15 protein-coding genes are annotated in these 19,914 nt (G+C 61.0%); 9 read left to right on the forward strand and 6 right to left on the reverse strand.

What is annotated here, in order from left to right:
* Positions 1 to 34: 34 nt before the first annotated feature.
* The 5 genes from tssL to AB5K84_RS29160 all read right to left on the reverse strand — a co-directional run bounded on the left by tssL (position 35) and on the right by AB5K84_RS29160 (position 6,773).
* A complete protein-coding gene (gene tssL, locus AB5K84_RS29140; RefSeq protein ID WP_257784512.1) occupies positions 35 to 1,249 on the reverse strand; it encodes a type VI secretion system protein TssL, long form in 1,215 nt (404 codons plus the stop codon).
* A gap of 308 nt (positions 1,250 to 1,557) precedes the next feature.
* Positions 1,558 to 2,895: a type VI secretion system baseplate subunit TssK gene (tssK, locus tag AB5K84_RS29145; RefSeq protein WP_027548748.1), complete on the reverse strand. Its 1,338-nt coding sequence runs from the start codon at positions 2,893 to 2,895 to the stop codon at positions 1,558 to 1,560.
* 48 nt (positions 2,896 to 2,943) lie between these two features.
* Entirely contained in the window at positions 2,944 to 4,323 is a 1,380-nt protein-coding gene (gene tagH / locus AB5K84_RS29150) for a type VI secretion system-associated FHA domain protein TagH (protein WP_038967723.1), read from the reverse strand.
* 12 nt (positions 4,324 to 4,335) lie between these two features.
* Positions 4,336 to 4,899, reverse strand: a complete 564-nt coding sequence (locus AB5K84_RS29155) for a DUF6931 family protein (protein ID WP_011086378.1) — start codon at positions 4,897 to 4,899, stop codon at positions 4,336 to 4,338.
* Between the two features lie 5 nt (positions 4,900 to 4,904).
* Positions 4,905 to 6,773 (reverse strand): type VI secretion system Vgr family protein, encoded by a 1,869-nt coding sequence (locus AB5K84_RS29160; RefSeq protein WP_011086377.1) that lies wholly within the window; start codon positions 6,771 to 6,773, stop codon positions 4,905 to 4,907.
* A 347-nt stretch (positions 6,774 to 7,120) separates the two neighbouring features.
* Here AB5K84_RS29160 and AB5K84_RS29165 point away from each other — a divergent pair, with 347 nt between their 5' ends.
* The 9 genes from AB5K84_RS29165 (at position 7,121) to AB5K84_RS29205 (ending at position 19,213) form a co-directional block, all read left to right on the forward strand.
* On the forward strand, positions 7,121 to 8,434 hold the full coding sequence (locus AB5K84_RS29165) for an ImpA family type VI secretion system protein (protein WP_038967724.1): 1,314 nt from the start codon (positions 7,121 to 7,123) through the stop codon (positions 8,432 to 8,434).
* 139 nt (positions 8,435 to 8,573) lie between these two features.
* The gene (gene tssB / locus AB5K84_RS29170; protein ID WP_063713277.1) at positions 8,574 to 9,101 is read left to right on the forward strand and encodes a type VI secretion system contractile sheath small subunit; all 528 of its coding nucleotides are present in this window, start codon (positions 8,574 to 8,576) and stop codon (positions 9,099 to 9,101) included.
* Positions 9,102 to 9,117: 16 nt separating this feature from the next.
* Positions 9,118 to 10,620: a type VI secretion system contractile sheath large subunit gene (tssC, locus tag AB5K84_RS29175; RefSeq protein ID WP_038967726.1), complete on the forward strand. Its 1,503-nt coding sequence runs from the start codon at positions 9,118 to 9,120 to the stop codon at positions 10,618 to 10,620.
* A 50-nt stretch (positions 10,621 to 10,670) separates the two neighbouring features.
* Entirely contained in the window at positions 10,671 to 11,156 is a 486-nt protein-coding gene (locus tag AB5K84_RS29180; protein WP_011086373.1) for an Hcp family type VI secretion system effector, read from the forward strand.
* A 182-nt stretch (positions 11,157 to 11,338) separates the two neighbouring features.
* Positions 11,339 to 11,887 carry a type VI secretion system baseplate subunit TssE gene (gene tssE, locus AB5K84_RS29185; protein WP_011086372.1) on the forward strand — a complete coding sequence of 183 codons (549 nt, stop codon included), beginning with the start codon at positions 11,339 to 11,341 and terminating at the stop codon, positions 11,885 to 11,887.
* A 1-nt stretch (position 11,888) separates the two neighbouring features.
* Entirely contained in the window at positions 11,889 to 13,856 is a 1,968-nt protein-coding gene (gene tssF / locus AB5K84_RS29190; RefSeq protein WP_028170696.1) for a type VI secretion system baseplate subunit TssF, read from the forward strand.
* The gene (tssG, locus tag AB5K84_RS29195) at positions 13,820 to 14,884 is read left to right on the forward strand and encodes a type VI secretion system baseplate subunit TssG (protein WP_011086369.1); all 1,065 of its coding nucleotides are present in this window, start codon (positions 13,820 to 13,822) and stop codon (positions 14,882 to 14,884) included. Before tssF ends, tssG begins: the two co-directional genes overlap by 37 nt.
* Before the next feature lie 97 nt (positions 14,885 to 14,981).
* Positions 14,982 to 17,621 carry a type VI secretion system ATPase TssH gene (tssH, locus tag AB5K84_RS29200; RefSeq protein WP_011086368.1) on the forward strand — a complete coding sequence of 880 codons (2,640 nt, stop codon included), beginning with the start codon at positions 14,982 to 14,984 and terminating at the stop codon, positions 17,619 to 17,621.
* A 5-nt stretch (positions 17,622 to 17,626) separates the two neighbouring features.
* A complete protein-coding gene (locus tag AB5K84_RS29205; protein ID WP_038967728.1) occupies positions 17,627 to 19,213 on the forward strand; it encodes a methyltransferase regulatory domain-containing protein in 1,587 nt (528 codons plus the stop codon).
* Positions 19,214 to 19,302: 89 nt separating this feature from the next.
* Here AB5K84_RS29205 and AB5K84_RS29210 read toward each other — a convergent pair whose 3' ends face one another.
* Entirely contained in the window at positions 19,303 to 19,878 is a 576-nt protein-coding gene (locus AB5K84_RS29210) for a hypothetical protein (RefSeq protein ID WP_236842224.1), read from the reverse strand.
* Positions 19,879 to 19,914: the final 36 nt, after the last annotated feature.

The following is a 19,914-nucleotide window of genomic DNA, read 5'->3' on the forward strand; positions in this document are numbered from 1 at the left end:
CCTGTCGCAAACCACCTGACCCGGTGGAATCTGCCTATTCGCTGCGTTCGATAAAGATCTCGACGCGCCGGTTCTTGGCGCGTCCCTCGGGTGTCGTGTTGCTGGCGATTGGCGCATCTGCTCCTTTGCCCTCGACGTCGACGCGCGAACCATCGGTCAAGCCAGGCTTCAGTGCCGCAGCAACCGCCTTGGCGCGCTCGACCGACAACTCGAAATTTGTCGGGAAGCGGACTGTGCGGATCGGCGAACTGTCGGTATGGCCGACGACCCGGATCCGTCCCGGCTCCTTGTCGAGGGTTGCTGCGACGCGGAGTGCGATCGGCTTGAAACCGTCGAGGATGGTCGCCTGGCCCGATGCAAACAAGGCCAGATCGCAGACCCTGATCACGATGAAACTGGGGGTCTGGTCCGCGGTCATGGCACAGGCTGTGTTCTCCTTCGCGAGCGCGTTGCGGATGCGTTGCAACTGGGTGATGCGATCCGGTGGCGGCGGAGGCGGAGGTGGCGGCGGTGGTGCAACGACCTGGCGCTTGAGCTCGATCGGGCCGGCCGGATGGAGCGCGAGCGCCACCTCGGCAGCATTCTCTGCCCGGCCAGCGAGGAGCGTCCGCAGGACGAAATAGGACCCGGTCAGCAGCGCGGCGACGACGGCCGCCACGAGCCAGACCGGAACACGCAAACGCTGCCGGCGCCCCGCCAGCGCCTGCCCGCGCCAGTTGGGCGACAGGTCGGTCATCGTCTTCGGCCGGACCCGGCGCAGCAATTCATAGAGGTTACGCTGGATCAGCTGCAGGTTCGCAAGTCCGGCCCCTGACGTCCGGTGAATGCCCTGAAAACCAAGCGCCAAGCAGGCGTGCTGAAGTTCGAGGACCGGATAATTGACCAGTGGATCAATCTTCAAATGGTCGAGGATCTCAAAGAAACGGACGCCGCCGACACGCTCGCCGAAGAAGCGGCTCAGCATCGAGTATTGCGTCCAGACGTGACGCTCCTCGGTCGGGATGTGCTGCACGATATCGTCGGCAGTGGCACACAGGATATATTTCGCTGTGTTGGCCTGGTGCTCGGAAATGCCCGCTGAACGGATGTCCTTCTCAAAGAATTTGATAGCGTCTGCGACCTGCTCCATCAGGCTCGCGAATGACGCGCGCATGAGCGCCACCCGCAACCGACCGAGCAGTTGCAGCAATGGGCCCGCAGCGCGCATCACTGGATTGGCATTTGGCGCGACGAGATCGTCGACGCGCAACGGCGGCCCTGCCGGCAGCATGGGTTGCGGCACCTGGCCTTGCGCGGGTGTCGAGATCCATTCCTCGGTTGGATGGATGGCCGGCGCGGAGGCGTAGTTCGAGCCCTGTGGAACGGGCGAAAAGGATGATGGTGGCGTTGGCGCGCCGGGAGAAGGTACGGGTGACGGCGAATAGGCCGGACGTGCTGCAGGCCCCTCGCCCGGCGGAGGCTGAGAGGTCGGCGCCGGCGGCAACTTCCCGCCGGGGTTGGGACGGATGATCGTCCGTTCGCCCCGACCGAAAGGATTGACCGGCTTGTCCCTGTCGCTCATGGCCTGTCTTCCAGGATAGCCCAAAGGTACAGCTCAAGCTCCGGCCAGTCGCCGGAGAAGTGCATTCCGATCGAGGCCGCCGTGCTGAACTCGGGCCACAGCGGCGACTTGCGGTCGAGATAGAAATAGACGTGATCCGTGATGGCCCGGATATGCGGCGGTGGCGTCGGCAAATGCACCAAGGTCAGGCCCGGCAAGTTTGCGTGCACGATCTCGTTCATCTTGGTGTTCGGCCCGACCTTGAACAGGTGCGGGAAATCGTTCTGGATCTCCACGAGTGGCCGCCGTGCGGCAACCTCCAGCACCAGGGTCGCATTTCGGAATAGCGCTCGATCGCGGATCGGCGATACGAACGCATTCTGCGCGCGCTCGATGATCTCCAGACGGATCGCCCGCCGGCCCAGCCGCGCGCTCAAGAAGTCCTGGATGTCGCTCACCAATGGTGTGAAGACGTTCTCGAGATCGTCATGATCGTACGCCGGATAGTTGCGCGCCCGCCGTTCCGCCGTGGAAAAAGTCGCAAGTTCACCCGCGAACCTCAGCAATTCCTCGTACAGGCGCTCGGGGTGCACGCTGCCGGAGCGTTGGAAATGAGTCAGCACGGGAATGGTACGGTTCAGCACTTGCAGGACCAAATAGTCGACGCTCTGCAACCCACCGCCGGATGACGGATCGACCGCGTAACGCGCCAGCTCGTCGAGTTTGGTCTCAACCCAGCCGATGATGCGGTTGAGCCAACCATCGATGATCGGATGCGCGGCGCAGACCAGCATCGGCGGCACGAACTTGTCGTCGAACAGGATGTTCTTGTCGCGCACTTCCAGAATGCGCGCGATGCCGAGGCCCATGTATCCGGGCTTGCTGGTCTTGCGCAGTTCGAACGACAAGCGCGGATAAGCGATGTCGATCTCTTCCTCGATGCGTAGCGCCGAGGTCGAGTCAATGAAGGTTTCCGAAGTACGAACATAACGACTGGCGCTGTCGGTGCGGTCCTCGTCGACCTCGCGGGTGTTTGGTGCCGCGACAGGCATCATCAGCCAGACGATCTGGCCTGCGGCCGTCTCCGGCACATCGATCGCTTCGGGAATTGGGCTGTCCGCAGGGATATCGAACGGCGTACCGTCCGGCATAACGCCGGACGCATTGCGCACCGCGAACTTGCTTTGTTCGGTAAGATCCTTATCGATCTCCAGCTGGGCAAAGCCCCAGGGGTATGGTGTCGTGTAGCGAACGCGCTTTTCCAGCAAGTGTTCGATGTAGCGGTCGTTCTGCTGCAGATGATGCGGCCGCAGAAACAGACCTTCCGACCAGAAAACCTTGCTGTACCAAGACATTCCTACATCCACTTAGAAAATGTCGGCGACCGCATGGTCGCCGACAGCTTACTTTGAACCGGGCTTGTCGCCGCGGTCGTAATAGTCCGAGAAGTGCAACATAAAGATTTCGATCGGCGCGCTGTTATCGCGGCCAAGATGCGCCTTCCAGCGCGTCAAGAACTCGTCCCAGAGTTTGCCCTTGTTCGTGCCGAGCCAGGAGCTTGCGCCACGCTGAAGCTCGAGCTCGCGCGCCATCAGCGTCGGATCTATGTCCGCAATCAGCTCATGGACAGCGTGCTGCATCGCCATGTAGGTCTTCAACTGATGTGATTTGAGATCACTGAAGCCCTGTGCAAAGGCGCGCTGTGCGTCGAGGTAGCTACGCGTCGGCGGCCCAAAGAGAATGCGCATCGCCTCTTCCGCGGTCGGCGAGAATTTCAGCGGATTATTTTCGAGGGCTTGGACGGTGGTCTGGCTGGTGCTGCGGGTCAGCTGTTTGGCTTGGGTTCGCGCTTGCAGCAGCGCCATGAGATTATCCACGGTCATACGCAAGATGATGCCAAGCTGTTCGGCGAGTTCGGCGTCGGACTTGTTGGCAAAAAAATTGTCCGGCAATCCAGCAGCGCGCGCCACCAGTCGCGCGAACTCGGTACCGCCGACTGGCTTGGCCGTGACAGGCCCCTCGCCCGCTGCTTGCGTTTTGCGCGGCGTCGCAACCTCTTGGTGTGATAGCGATGCCGGCGGCTGTGCACCGGCTGGTTCATCATCGATCCACACCGACGGCCGGCGTGGGGTCGGCTTGACTGGGGGGCGCTCGACTTGCGGTTTCGGCGCGGTGACCGGACCCGCTGCCCAGTTCATGTCGTCGTCCTGCACGGACGGTTGGTACGGAGACGTCGGCGATGACGGTCGAAATGGGTCTACACCCGGCGCCGGGACGCTCGCCGCCCAATCCAGGAACCCCGGATTAACGGGCCGCGCAGCCTCGCGTGGCTTCTTCAACAGGTGCGGATCGATCGGCGGCGGAACGTCACGATCGGCCGTCCAAAGCTCTCCGTAATCGGCATGCTGCTGGACCGAGGGGTCGTGCAGTTGCGCCTCATGGTTTGGGCTGCGCCCGCCAGCCTCATCCTCCAGCGAAACTCCGATGATGTAGTGACCAATCGTCAGTCGGTCGCCGTCGCGCAAGCGGTGCGGCCCCCGCATGCGCTGGTCGGCACCATTGAGAAAGGTGCCGTTGGTTGAGACGTCGTGCAGCCAATAGCCGCCGTCGCGAAAGTGCACTTCGCAGTGCTTTCCGGAAATCGTCCGCGCCGGATCCGGCAGCGTCCAGTCGAGGTGACGATCCCGGCCAATATCGACCGAGCGCCTGCCGGTGACCGTAAACGACACAGGTCCGCCGTCCGGAAGGTTCGGTTCGTTCTCGATATTAAAGCGAAGCACCATCACATCGTCTCGTTAGCGCGGAGGGCGCGGTTCGCCGCGTGCCAATTGAATACCATCCTCCAGGCATGACGTCATTATCTGGTCCCGGGAGTCACGGGGGAGCCGGCAGAGGCCAATCAGCAGCGCTGCACGCACCGCCCGTGCGGCCTGATCTGGCTTGGCTTCCACGGGCGCAAATTCCGGGGGAACCACGCTTCCGCCGGACCAGCCGGCCGCCAGCGCCAGCCATGTCGCTGGCTGCTCAGGATCGTTGGCATTGCCGACGGCCAGCGCCTTGTTCCGGGACTGCTCGTCCGGTTGCCGGACCCAGGTCTCCACAACATTCAGCGACCTGCTGTCGTAGGCGTCGAAATGGTCGAACATCCGTCGCAGAGAGCGGCATCCCCAGGCGATCGCCACGCGCCTGGGAAGCAGATAGGCGCAGTAAGATACGGCCTGGTACCAGTTGCGGGCATCGGCGGCCTCCTGAAGGAAATCCAGCGAAGGCTTGTCGGCATCGGCTTTGCCGACATCATAACGCGCCAAGGGATAGGCTTGAAACAGATCCCGTACCGTGCCGAACCGAACCTGCCCCATGACCGTCAGCCGACAAGAGTTGGAGTGCCGTGCGCGACCAGCGGACCGCCGGCGGCAAGCGCCATGCCGGCCTGCGCTGTCATGGCGATCGTCGGCGCGTTGATGACGATGCCCGCCGGGCTCAGGATAATCTGGCTGGGACCAACCTGTAGGGTGATATTGGCATTGGCCGTGAGCGTGATGCTGATGCCCGCTTTGACAGACTGGTCCATGGCCAGCGTGATGTGCTGACCGCCCAATTCGATATCGAGCTTATCATTGCCTTTCTTGAGCGTGGTTTTGCGGGTGTCGCCGCCGAATGCAGCTTCGCCGATGGTCCGTGTCTCGGTGTCGCGGACCGTCACGTCGTGGTCCTTCTCAGCATGCACCGTGATCTTCTCGGATCCCTTCTTGTCCTCGAAGTTCCACTCGTTGAAGCCGCCACCACCTTTGGTGGAGTCGGACTTCAATCCTGCAACCGTCTTCTTCGACGGCAAATCATAGGGCAGCTTGTATTCGTCGTTGTACACGGTGCCGATCACCAGGGGCCGGTCCGGATCCCCCTCCAGGAATTCGACAACCACTTCCTGTCCGACGCGCGGGATGATCTGGCCGCCCCAGCGCTTGCCAGACCAAACCTGAGCCACGCGCAACCGGCACGACCGCTTCTTCTTCCGATCCCAGAAAAAGCGGACATAGATTTCGCCCAGCGATTCAACGTCGATTTCCTCGTTCGAATTATCGTCTTTGGTCACCACCTTGGCCGTTTGGATGCCGTTAATCCTTGGCTTCGGCGTCATCATCAGCGCTCGAAACGGCCGATCGCTTGGCAGAAACTCATAGCTACCGAAATAGACATGTTGCCCGGCGTCGCCGGGACCGCCAGTGCGGTAAGATTCGAGCGAGAACGAGTGCGTGGCTCGCACCACGAGATATTCCACGTTCTGCGAGTCCTTGGAGTGCTTTTCGAGCTTCGTCAGCCCACCGGGGAACAGGTTGACCGCGTCACCATTGCCGCGACGCCGCCGGTCCATCGCCTGCTCCGCCTGGAGCTGGATCTTCGCGTAGCGCTCGCCGTCGGACTTTTCCTTGAACTTCCCGGGATAGTCGTAATACTCCATCTCCGACCGAGTGTAATGCTCGGAGCCCTTGGCATCGCTGATCAACTGAGCGTTTGGCTTCTGGTAGTTGTAGTCGTTGAGTTCGATCTTGCCGGTGCGAAACCGGCGCTCCGACACCCATTCATAGATGTGCTGCTCGCCTCGACGATCGGCACCCGTCAGCGGGATGTAGGGAATCGTAGCAAGACCTTTGATCGGGCTGTGCGACGATTTGGAGTCCGCCAACACCAGCGTGTGTTTGCCGCCCTCATGCTTGAAGAAGTAGGAGATGCCGTGCTGCTCCATCAGCCGGCACACGAAATTCATGTCGGTCTCGCGGTACTGAACGCAATATTCGAGCTTCGGACAGGAACCCTCTTCGGTCAGTTTGGATTCATAGTCGGTGAAGCCACGTTCGTTGAATACTTCCTTGATGATGTCGGGCGCCTTCTTGTCCTGAAAGATCCGGCAATCAGTTGTCCGCGACAACAGCCATAACCAGGGCCTCAGAACGATCCGGTAGCTGAAATAGTCGTTCTTCACCCCGAGCCATTGGGCCTCCGTCAGAATGCCACTGAACTCGCGCTCCTTTTCATGCAGCTTTATGGTCAGCGTACACTGCTGACCGATGGCACGATCGAAGTCGAGGTCGGCATCCTCACTGAGACACTCGATGCGATACTCGAACAGTTCGCTGAGACCTTCCGAGCCTTCGAACCCGGCAAAAACCAGAACGTCCTTGCCAAGAGGCGTCTTGAGTTCGCAGAGGCGGGTATCCTGAGTAAGCTGGCCCATGTGGGCTTAAACTCCCTCCTTCGATCGAATGACCCGCTGCGAAGAGCTGATCAGACGCTATGCAAGAACCACGGAAATCCTGCCCGCCCCCGGCAGTGCCGGCAGGTCCGCCCCAGGGCTGGTCCGGACGTTTCACAACAGCGGTCCAAGGAACCGCCCCGGTCATCAAGTAGTCGGCTCCAAGAGCTTGCCGGTTCACGCGAAAATGGCATGATCTTCGGGAATGAACCAACACCAGCAGGCATCTGACCCATGGATATAGACTCGGATCATGGATCCCCCCGCGATCCGGCAGTCGCCACGGGCTCGGCAGCGGGGCCGTGACCGAGCAGATGGACGATCGTTGTATGCTTGATGTCGCCTCCCTGACGCACCCCGTTGCCGCTGACGATCCCTGCGGGCCGGATCTCGACGCCATCGGAGACATCCAGTATCTGAACTTCTTCGCAGGTGCGGAATCGCTGCTGCCGATGTCGTTCTTCGAGGTCGTCAATGCCAACGGAGAGCGTGGACGCTTCGATCCAAAGGCAGTCGATTTTGCCGGCCAATTCGCCGCCGCGCAGCCCCTCCTGGAGCGTACCCGCGATCTGCGCCTAAACCTGCTGCTGGCCAAGTTTTCAATCCTCAACCGCGATCTCGACGGCTTTCTCTGCTGCCTGAAGGCGACCAACTTCCTGCTGCGCGAGCAGTGGGAAGCGGTGCATCCGAAGGGCGAGGACGGCGACTACGCCCTTCGCGCCGTCACGGTCGAGGCAATCGACGTGTTCCCGACCGTGATCAACCCGCTCCAGTTCCTTCCCCTGATCGAGAACCGCAGACACGGCAACCTCAACTACCGTGCTTATCAGGTCGCCATGGGCGAAATTCCCGCCGGCGACGCCGACGCCGACGGACCTGATCTGGCGGCCATCGAGCGCATCGTCAGCGAGACGGATCTCGACACTCTCAAGGCAACCAGCGCGCGGTGCTCCGCGGTCGCGGCTGAAATCGCGGGTATCAAACAAACCTGGCACGAGAAGTTGAACGCGGGGCAACCGATCAGCCTCGACAGGCTCTCCGGCCTGGTTAACGGCATGGCTGCCTGGCTTGCGGGTCTTGTCGCGTTGCGCGATCCGGCCGCGATCGCTGCAACCGCGGAAGATGTCGGTCCTGTCGATACACAGGCGCCGTCAGACACGAGCGGGGTGGTGACTTCATCCGCACAGGCATCTGCAGCGCTTGCAGCGGCGGCCGACTATTTTGCCCGAATGGAACCATCCAACCCGGCACTGTTGCTGGTGCGTCAAGCGCAGGAGATGGTGGGCAAGTCATTCATTGAAGTTATGCGGATGCTGGTGCCTGCGCACGTGGAGAGCGCTGCGATCAACATCGGGCGCGACAAGGTCTTCGACCTGCCGATCGAACGGATGGCGGAACTCGCTACCTCGCTCTCATCGACGGCAGAGAGCAGCGCTCAAGATATTGTATTTTCAATAGAAAACAGGGCGCAGGCCTTAGGCCTGCTGACGAAGGTGGCGTCGTTTTTCCGAACCGCGGAGCCGTCCAGCCCCATCCCCTTTTTGGTCGATCGCGCGCGCGACCTCGCGCAACGAGATTTTCTCAGCCTTTTGAATGATGTTCTTCCTGAGGGAGCCCTTAAAACAATCGACAGATCGCATTGAACCCAGCTTTCGCTCGAGGGCACTAATTGGACACAAGGATGTTTGCCGACCGCAGCAACTTGAAGCGCCCTAGCCAATCTGCGTCGCGCAAATTCGATGTCTTTTTCGATGTCTAATGCGATTTCGTAGTGAGGGAACCATGGCTACAGACAGCGGTCAAAAATTCATTCGGCGAAACCGCGCACCACGCGTGCACATCACATACGAAGATCCTTACGACGCCGAGCGGCTGATCGAACTGCCGTTCGTCATGGGCGTCCTCTCCGACCTCTCCGGCAATAACCCTGGCGTCGAGAAGACGAAGGTCGAGGAGCGCAAGTTCCTCGAGTTCGACATGGACAATTTCGACAACCGCATGGCGGCAATCCAGCCCGGCGTGACGGCGCGTGTCGCCAATCGCCTCAGCGATGGATCCGACGAAAAGATCTCGGTCAACCTGCGCTTCAACAAGATGGCAGACTTCACGCCGGTGGCCGTCGCCCGCCAGGTGCCGGCTGCTGCCAAGCTGCTCGAGGCGCGCGAACAACTCGCCAACCTGCTGCGCTACATGGATGGCAAGGTGGCCGCCGAGGACCAGCTCAAAAAACTTCTCGCCGATCCTCAACTGATGGCGGCGCTTCGGGAACGCGCGACAAGCCAGTCGACCGAACCTGGCACCGAGAGCTAAGGAAGGAATGGGGACCATGGCAAAAGAAGCTGTTCACAAAGAGAGCACCACCCAGGTCAAGACCGTCGAAGCTGACGAGTTTGCCACTCTGTTGAAGCAAAGCTTCAAACCCCGCACAGAACGCGCAGCGACCGAAGTCGAAAACGCGGTATCCACGCTCGTTCAAGAGGCGTTGAAGGACACGAGCGTCATCAAGTCGGACGTCCTCGACACCATCGAGGAGATGATCGCGCGGATCGACCAGAAGCTGACCGCGCAAATGAACGAAATTCTTCACACACCTGAGTTCCAGTCAATCGAAAGTGCTTGGCGCGGCCTCCACTACCTCGTCTTCAATTCCGAGACCGACGCCAACCTCAAGATCCGGGTGATGAACGTCTCCAAGAACGAGTTGTATCGGAATCTGCGGCTTTACCCCGATGCGCGCTGGGACCAGAGTCCCCTGTTCAAGCAGATCTACGAGTATGAATTCGGCCAGCTGGGCGGCGAACCGTTTGGCTGCCTGATCGGCGACTACTATTTCAGCCACCTCCCAACCGACGTACAGTTGCTCCGCGATCTCAGCAAGATCGCCGGCGCCGCGCACGCTCCCTTCTTCAGCGGCGCCGAGCCGACGCTGATGGGAATGGACTCTTGGACCGAGCTGTCCAACCCTCGCGACATCGGTAAGGTGTTCGACACGCCGGAGTATGCCGCATGGAAGGGGCTGCGCGATCAGGACGACTCGCGCTATCTCGGCCTGTGCATGCCCCGCGCGCTCGGCCGCCTCCCCTACGGCGCGAAATCGGAGCCCGTGGAAGAGTTCGCCTTCGAAGAGGAGACGGACGGACACACCGGCGATAAATACGGCTGGATCAACGCCGCCTACGCAATGGCGGTCAACATCAACCGCGCCTTCAAGGAATTTGGCTGGTGCACGCGGATCCGCGGCGTGCAGTCCGGTGGCGAAGTCATCAACCTGCCGACGCACACATTCCCGACCGATGACGGCGGCGTCGACCTGAAATGCCCGACCGAGATCGCCATCAGTGATCGCCGCGAGCACGAACTTGCAAAGGCGGGCCTCATCCCGCTGATCCATCGCAAGAACACCGACAAGGCCGCCTTCATCGGCGCCCAGTCACTCTACAAGCCGAAGAAGTACTTCGGCGAAAAGGGCGTGGATGCCACCGCGTCCGACAACTTGTCGTCACGACTACCTTACATGTTCGCAGTGTCCCGCTTTGCCCACTATCTGAAGTGCATGGTTCGCGACAAGATCGGATCCATGAAGGAGAAGGATGAGCTGACGATCTGGCTGCAAACCTGGATCAACGAATACGTTGATGCCAACCCAGCCCTCTCGTCAGAAGCTCAGAAAGCGCGCAAGCCACTGGCCGCTGCGAAGGTTGAAGTCATCGCAAACGAGGAGAATCCGGGATATTACAACGCGCGCTTCTTTCTTCGTCCACACTTTCAGTTGGAGGCGATGGACGTCGGCCTCAGCCTGGTTTCACGCCTACCCGGCCCCGCTTCCTGATGCCGCAACATCGCAACCGTAACCACGCAGAAATTTGAGAGGACTACGCTATGGCTGTCGACATCTTCTTGAAACTCGATCCGATCAAGGGCGAGTCGCTGGACGACAAGCACAAGGACGAAATCGATATTTTGAGCTGGTCTTTCGGCGAAAGCCAGTCAGGCACTTTCCACAGCGGTTCGGGCGGCGGCGCCGGCAAGGTCAGCGTCCAGGATCTCCACTTTACGCACTTCGTCGACAAGGCCACGCCGGAGCTTTTCAAGGTCTGCGCGAACGGCAAGCACATTGACACGGCGATCCTCACGGTCCGCAAGGCGGGCGAAAATCCGCTGGAGTATCTCAAGATCGAGATGAAGCACATTCTAGTCACCAGCGTATCGACGGGCGGATCGCACGGTGAAGATCGCCTCACCGAAAACGTGAGTCTGAACTTCGCGAAGGTCAAGATGACCTACAAGACCCAGACAGAAAAAGGCGGCGCTGGAGCTGCGCCGGTGTTTGGCTGGGACGTTCCCGCCAACAAGGAATGGGCCTGATTGTCGGCCCTACCTGGCGCCGGTTGCGATAAGCGCGAACCGGCGCCAGGCGACGCGATTGCGGTCGCAAGTCTCGACTTGACCGGTTGCGGGCCCGACCGCCTGCTGAGGCGACATCATCCCGGAGACCAGCTATTGCTCCGCGAAACAGCATAGCGAGCCGGAGATCTTGGGGACAGTCAATGACCATTGCTCCAAAGAGGGATCGGCTCTCTCCCCCATTAATGCTGGCCTTTCGCTCCGCTCATGAAGCACGCGATGCGCGCAAGAAGCTCAATCTGCGCGATGAGTTCGGTGAGCGGATCATTGCCGGGCGGCGCAGCGCAGGCCGCTTTCCGATCTCGGAAACGTTGTTGCGGCGGGAGGTCTCCCATGACCTTGAAACGCTCCTCAATACCATTGCTCTGGAATCGACCTTGGATCTGAGCGGGCGGGATAGCGTTCGAACCTCGATCCTGAACTACGGCTTCCCCGATATCGCCCACCGTTCGATCGACGAGGTCACGGACGACGAACTCACCGGCGCCCTGCGCGAGACTCTGACGACGTACGAGCCAAGACTCGATCGCAAGACGATCCGGGTCCGTCGCGACGGCTCGGTCGGTCCCGAGCAGCTGAAGCTGCGCTTCATCGTTCACGCCGACCTCAAGGCTGAGCCGCTCAACGTCCCCGTGGAATTTGTCGCCGACGTCGACCTCGACAGCGGCGACATCCAAATCAATCGACTTTAGCATGAATCGCGAATTCCTCGATTTCTACAATCGTGAACTGTCATTGCTGTACGAGCAGGCAGGAGATTTCGCCGAAGAATATCCTGGCATCGCAGAGCGCCTCGGCGGCCTCATCCGGGACCGCTCGGACCCGATGATCACGGGACTATTGGAAGGCGCCGCGTTTCTTGCCGCCCGCGTTCAGCTCAAGCTCAAGCACGAATTCCCGGAATTCACTGCAAACCTGCTTGAGCAGCTGGTACCGAACTATCTTGCGCCCACACCGTCGGCGATGCTCGTCGCGGCACGGCCACCCTACGCCGACCCAGCGCTGCGCGACGGCAAGAAGATTGTACGCGGCGCCTATTTCGACGCGACCTACCGCGAGAGAGAACGAAGTCTTTCCTGCCGGTTTCGACTTTGCCGCGACATCGTGCTCTGGCCGTTCGACGTCACCAGCGCAGAGTATTTCTCCACAGCGGGCACTCTGCAGGCGCTCGGGATCCCGGTCGGAGGCGACGTCATCGCGGGGCTGAAGCTGTCGCTGACCCATCGTACCGCAGCCCGGCTCGACGAGGAACTACCGGACGCAGAGGCCCGAGCCAAGCCGGAAACCTGGTTCGCAGGCTGCCGCGTGAGCGAACTTCCGATCTACCTCTCAGGCGCGGAATCCGACGCCATCGCGCTCTACGAGCAATTGATCTCGAATTGCAAAGGAGTCTACTTCCGGCATCTCGACGACTTCGGCGATCCGGTGGTGACTCGTGCGCCCCATGATTGCGTGCAGCAAATTGGCTTCGACGAAAACGAGTCGCTGTTCCCTAACGACAATCGGATCTTTCGCGGTTCGGAGCTGCTGCGAGAATATTTCATGTTTCCACGCAAGTTCCTCGGCATAAACCTGACGGGACTACGCAGCGTGATGTCGCGACTGCGCAGCAAATCGATCGATATTGTCTTCGCTTTCGATGAACACAATTCGCGGCTGGCTGCCTCGGTGCGCCCCGAGACCTTCAGGCTCTATACTGCACCGGCGATCAATCTGTTCGAGAAAACGAGCGATCGCATTCCTGTCAAGTCGAATACTTACGAGTACCATGTGGTGCCAGATCGCAGCCGCTATCTGGAATACGAACCGCACCAGGTGCTCGAGGTCTACGCGCACCTGCCGGCAGAGAAGGATAAACGGCCCGTGCGCCCGCTCTATTCGGCCGCCGTCGACCGGACCAGCGGATCGGTCGACGGGCTCTATTTCACCGTCCGCCGCTTACCCCGGCGCCGCACAGTAGAGGAGAAGACATACGGTACTTCCTCAGACTACACCGGGACGGACATGTTCCTGTCGCTGCTTGAGCCCGGCGAATTGAGTGGCGGAGGCTCCGTCGCCGAACTGAGCGTCCGGGCTCTGTGCTCCAATCGCCATCTCACCGAGCACTTGCCGGTCGGCCAGGGCGGCGCCGACTTTCGGCTGCTGGACGATACCTCCCTTGATCTGATGTGTGTCGCTGGTCCCACGCCACCGCGTGAGCCGGTGGTTGCCCAACTGCGCAGCCGCAGCGAAATCGCCAACAGTGGGATTGTCAGCTGGCGGCTGATCAACATGCTCAGCCTCAACTATCTTGGCCTCGTCGAACGCGGTGGCGGCAAGAACGCCGGAGCGCTGCGCGAGATGCTGGCCTTGTTCGCCGATCAGTTCGACGACGCCACGGAGCGCAAGATCCGCGGCGTGCGCAGCATAGAAAGCCGACCTGTCGTGCGGCGCGTGCGCGAGCGCACGGGTAGCGGCGCAGCACGGGGCCTGGAGATTACCGTTACGCTCGACGAGAAGGCATTTGAGGGCAGCGGCGTGTTTTTGCTCGGAGCAATACTGGAGCGCTTCTTCGCCGACTATTCGGGCTTCAACACCTTCACTCAGACGGTCATCTCGACGCCGGAGCGCGGCGAGATCATGCGGTGGCCACCGCGCATGGGCACGCGGAGACCGCTATGACGCTGATCGACCAGATGAAGGCCGAGCCCTGGCGCTTCGATTTCTTCCATACGTTACGCCAGTTCGAGCGCGCCAACCCGGATCGACCGCGGATCGGCGACAGTGCCGCGCGTCGCGACGAATATATCGACCTCGGCCAGGTGCCTTATCTGGAGTTCCCCGCCTCGAACCTCGCGGCGGTGGACGACCAGGGTGCCCGGCTGAGGATACTCGTCAAATTTCTCGGCCTCCTGGGCCCGCAGGGCGCCCTGCCCCTTGCCACCACCGATGAAAGCCTCAGCTGGTGGCTGATGCGGGATGACGCCTTCCCCCGCTTTCTCGACCTCCTCAACGGACGCTTCCTGCAACTCTTCTTTCGTGCCTGGGCCGACGCGCGCCCGATCGCGCAGCATGACCGCCCGGCGGACGATCGCTTCATTGCCTATGTCGGCTCCTTCGCCGGCTTGGGCTCCGATGTTTTCGCCGATCGCGATGCGGTTCCGGACATGGCGAAGCTCAGCTTCGCTGGACTGGTCGCGCCCAGGGCGAAGTGTGCATCACGATTGACGCGGTTCCTGCAAGGACTGTTCGACGTCAAAGTCGAGATCGACGAATTCGTCGGCACCTGGCTCTCATTCGACCCAAGTCACTGCAGCCGGCTCGGCGGAACGCATGCGAGGCTCGGCCAGGACGCCCTTCTCGGCTCGCGTGTGTTCAGCGTCGAGGACAAGATCAGAGTTCGGGTCTTTGTCAGAACTTTTGCTCAGTACGAACAATTCCTGCCGACCGAAACACCCAACCTGTCGGCGCCGCTGGCCGACGCCGTTTTCTTCTATATCGGCGACGAATTGGAATGGGAGGTCGAGCTCGCCATTCCGGCGGGAGAGGTCGTCCCGGTCAGGCTTGGACAGAGTGGGCGACTTGGATGGACCACCTGGGTCTCGCCGAACTGGGCCTCCACGGAAGAATATCGCCGCGATGCCCGCTTTCAGCTCGGCGAACGATTGAGAGCCCGCCGGAGTGCCACAGCGAATGCCGCGGCGATTTGAACCTATCCATCGCGCTGATCGCCTAATGCTATGGAATTTGAGGCAATTTCCGCATGATGGCACGCATCCGCGGAGGAATTGAGCAGGAGGAGCCGCCGTGACCGACATCAGCATTGAAGCTGTAACGGGCAAGCTGAACCGGGCCGGCTATGATGCCTTCTTACAGGCCCTGCGCCACGCAAAGAGCGCCGGCAATCGCAACGTCGAGCTTGCGCACTGGCTGTTTCATATCCTGCAGCAGGAACGCAACGATCTCAGCCTCTCGGTCGATCATTACAAGCTCGACCGCGCACGCTTGTTGTCGGACCTTGCCGGCGTGATCAATGGCTTTCGTAAGAACGAAACCGACATGCCGGGCGTCGCCAATTCGGTCATCGATCTGCTCGATCGGGGCTGGCATTATGCCACGCTCTTCTTTGGCGAGACCCAGATCCGCACCGGTCATCTGCTTGTGGCAGGCCTGAAATCGAACGATATTCGTCGCACGCTGAACAACCTCTCGCAGGAATTTTCCAAGGTCAACGTCGACGCACTGGCCGCGGAGCGTCGCGCCGTCTGGGCCGGCTCCGACGAGGAGACCATGCGACCGATGGACGGTTCGGGCCTGGTCGGCGCCGTCACGGAAGGCGCGGCCCAAGCGGGTCCAAAGGGGACGACGCCGCTCGACCGGTTCTCCCAGGATCTCACCGCCAAGGCCAAATCGGGCGAGATGGATCCGATCCTTGGTCGGGACGAAGAAATCCGCCAACTGATCGACGTGTTGATGCGTCGGCGGCAGAACAATCCAATCCTCACCGGCGAGGCTGGCGTCGGCAAGACCGCAGTTGTCGAGGGCTTCGCCCAGCGTATCGCCGCCGGCGACGTGCCGCCACCGCTCCGCGGTGTAAGGCTTTGTGCGCTCGACATCGGCCTGATGCAGGCCGGTGCCTCCATGAAGGGCGAGTTTGAGCAGCGCTTGCGGTCGGTGATCGACGAGGTCCAGAGCTCACCCACCCCCATCATCCTGTTCATCGATGAAGCCCACACACTGATCGGCGCCGGCGGCGCGGCCGGCACCGGTGATGCAGCCAATCTCCTGAAACCTCCCCTTGCGCGTGGCACGCTGCGCACGATCGCCGCCACCACGTGGGCAGAATATCGCCAGTATATCGAGAAAGATCCCGCGCTCACACGACGCTTCCAGCCGATCCAGATCGATGAACCCGATGTGGAAACCTGCTGCATCATGCTGCGCGGACTCCTCGGTCCGATGGAAAAGCACCACGGCGTTCGCATCTCGGATGCCGCGATCGTCGCAGCGGTCAACCTGTCCCACCGCTACATTCCTTCACGGCAGTTACCCGACAAGGCGGTCAGCCTGCTTGATACCGCCTCGGCGCGCGTGGCGATCAGCCAGAGCGCGACTCCGGCCCTGATCGAGGATGCACGCGTTGCGATTGCCGCCCGTGAAGCTGAGCGATCAGCACTCGTCAGCGACAGCGATCTTGGGATTGAGGACGACGAGCGCATCGTAGCGATCGACAACGACGTCGCAGCATTGAAGGACAAGCTGACGAACCTCGAAGCCGATTGGGCCGCAGAGCAGGAGCTCGTCAAGGACATCCGGGGCATTCGGGAGATCCTGTCCGAACCCATGGAAGGCGACGATCCGGCTGCCAGGCGCGCGGAGCTGCGCGGCAAGTTCGACACGCTTGAGAGCATCAATCCGGAAAAGCGGATGGTCTATGCCTATGTGGACCAGCAGTCGGTGGCGTCCGTTGTCTCTGACTGGACTGGCATCCCGGTCGGCCGGATGATGCGCGACGAGATCGAAACCGTGCTGAAACTACCGGAGATCCTCAACCGCCGCGTCGTCGGCCAGTCTCATGGGCTGACGATGATCGCCAAGCGAATCGAGACCAGCCGCGCCAAACTGGACAACCCGTCGAAGCCGATCGGCGTGTTCATGCTGGCTGGTCCATCCGGCGTGGGCAAGACCGAAACCGCCCTGGCGCTTGCCGAGACCCTCTACGGCGGCGAGCAGAACATGATCACGATCAACATGTCGGAGTTCCAGGAAGCGCACACCGTCTCGACCTTGAAGGGAGCGCCTCCCGGCTATGTCGGCTATGGAGAAGGTGGACGCCTCACCGAGGCTGTCCGGCGCAAGCCCTATAGCGTCATCCTGCTCGACGAGGTCGAGAAAGCTCATCCCGACGTCCATGAGATCTTCTTCCAGGTGTTCGACAAGGGAACCATGGAGGACGGCAACGGGCGGCGGATCGACTTCAAGAACACGTTGATCATCCTGACCACCAACGTCGGCACCGATCTGATCATGGGCCTCTCGCGAGATCCAAAGTATCGCAGCGAACCGGAAGAGCTCGCCAAGATGCTGAGGCCGGAATTGCTGAAGGTGTTTCCGGCAGCGCTGCTCGGACGCATCGTCTCGATACCGTACTTCCCGCTATCCGACGAAATGCTCGCCGGGATCGCTCGGTTGCAGCTCGACCGGATCGGACGACGCCTCCGTGACAACCATAACGCGGCATTCAGCTACGATGACGCGGTCGTGGAGCACATTGTGTCACGTTGCAACGACCCGGACTCTGGCGGGCGAATGATTGACAACATCATCACCAACACCCTGCTCCCGGAGCTGTCACGCGAATTCCTCAGCAAGTCGCTTGCCAAGGAAGAAGTCAAGCAAGCGCGGGTCTCGATCGAGAACGACAAGTTCGCATATTCGTGGAATTGAGGACGATGAACATTCAAACCGAGCATCGCCACCCGAGCACCGGTCCCACGCCATACGACGAGGTCTACTACCCTGGCCACGTCTACGGGCTCACTCATCCGAACCATCTCGCTACCATTGCTGCCGTCTACGGCATGCAGGCGGCTCCGGTCGAGCGTTGCCGGGTGCTCGAGCTTGGCTGCGGCGTTGGCGGCAACCTGTTGCCGATGGCCTTTCAATATCCAAACAGCGAATTCGTCGGTGTCGACCTGAGCGGCGTGACGATCGAGCGCGGCCAGCGAAATATCGCCACATTGGGCCTCAGCAATATCAAGCTCCTGCACTGCGACATCATGAATGTCGACGAAAGCTTCGGGCAATTCGACTACATCATAGCGCACGGCGTGTATTCCTGGGTTCCGCCGGCGGTGCGCGAGAAGATGATGATGATCTTCAAGCAGAACATGGCTCCGCGCGGGGTCTGCTACGTCAGCTACAACGCGCACCCGTTCTCGCATCTTCGCGACCTGGTCCGCGACATGATGCGGTATCACACCCGCCGTCTCACCGACATGAAGGAGAAGGTAGGACAGGCCCGCGCGATCTTGAAGTTCCTGAGCGACGGCTCGAAGGCCAACTCGGTGCACGGCGCAGTTATGCGCGACCAGTACAACCGCGTCCTCAAGTCCCCCGACGAGCTCTTATTTCACGACGATCTCGATGATGGCGCCGAGGCCCTCCTGCTGCATGAGGTTGCCGAAGACGCAAGCCGCCACGGCTTGCAATATCTGAGCGACGCTGATTTCTCACGACGCTATCTTGCCGGCTATTCCGAGGAGGTTCGCGCGACGCTGCAGCGCTTCCCGGAGAGCGAGTTCATGGCGCGCGATCAATATCAGGACTTCATCGACGGCAACGGCTTTCGGCGCACATTGCTCTGCCACGACAGCATTTCGCTATCCCGCCAGATCGACCTCGATTTCGTCACCAAGTTCCATTTGCTGAGCACGACCAACCCGGTTGACCCCGACGCCTGCGTGACCGACGATTCCGCGATGGAATTCGAGAACCAGGACGGCAGCAGGGTCACGGTAACCAATCCGCTCTTGAAGGCTGCGTATCTATGTCTCGGCCGGGCCTGGCCGCGCGCATTATCATTTGGCGAGCTGCTCGATGGCGCCGGCGCGCTGCTGGGCGGCCGGCACACGGATGATGCCGAAAAGGTGCTGACGGAGGCAATGTTCATCCTGGCTTGCAGCGGCGAGGTCTCTTTCCTGCTGTCGCGCCCATTTCTGTTGAAGGAAGCTACCGAGTATCCGCAGGCGAGCCTGCTCGCACGAAGACAAGCGCAAACAGGTCCGCTCGTCACCAACCTCCTCCACCAGACGGTACAGTTGGAGGACGACCGGACCAGGGATTTTCTGCAATTGCTCGACGGTGCGCGGACCATCGACCAGATCACGGCCGAAATGACCGAAAAATTCGGCCCGACCATCCAGGTAGACCAGAAGGATAGTGCCGGGAAGCCTGCCGATCCGTTGTTGCTGTCAACGCGAGAAAGTGTTCAACGCTCGCTTGCGATGGTCGGCAAGCTGGGCCTGCTGGTCGCATGACGCGCTCAAGTGCGTCGGCTCCGTTGGCGATGCACGGCAGGAGTTGGAAGCTCCTGCCATTTCCTGAAACGGATGCGGCCCCCGTCACTCTAGCCGTCGTGGGTATATTGTTGGCCGAGGAGCCATCCCGTGAGAATACCGCCGGGTCCGCTGGCATAGACCGGATCGAGGCCAACACCTGCACGCAGCATCTTCCATTCATGCTCGCCGACCCAGGGAATCCCGGGATCGCCCTTCTGATACTGGGACAGCAGCGTTCGGGCGACCTCTGCGGCATTGGCGTAGATCGGCCCGTTGGCCCAGCGCGGGCGTGGCAGGCCTGTCATGCGGCAATAGAGCGCCGTGCAGACGTACGCAGACGCCTCTTCCGCATTGGCATCGAGGCCGGTACGCAACAGATCATATGCCGCATGCAGGCTTTCGTGGACGATATAGGCCTCGTCCAGCCGCCCCGTCGCCGACACGACCTCCAGCGTGTTCGCCGCAACCGCTGTGCCGTCCGCCCTGGTTCTCGCGACATCGTTGTATTGTGCAGCAACGCCTGCCGCGAGATCCGTCGGAGGTCTGACGGTGACCTGCCCCAACCGGATAGCGCGGGCGACGTGATGGAACGTTTGCGGCGCAATCGTCACATGGCTGCCGCGGATCGGAAACCGGAACCGCATGCGTGCGACCGCCGGGCCACTGAGTACGTCTAACAC

Source organism: Bradyrhizobium sp. 1200_D9_N1_1, from assembly GCF_052075915.1.
Classification (GTDB): domain Bacteria; phylum Pseudomonadota; class Alphaproteobacteria; order Rhizobiales; family Xanthobacteraceae; genus Bradyrhizobium; species Bradyrhizobium diazoefficiens.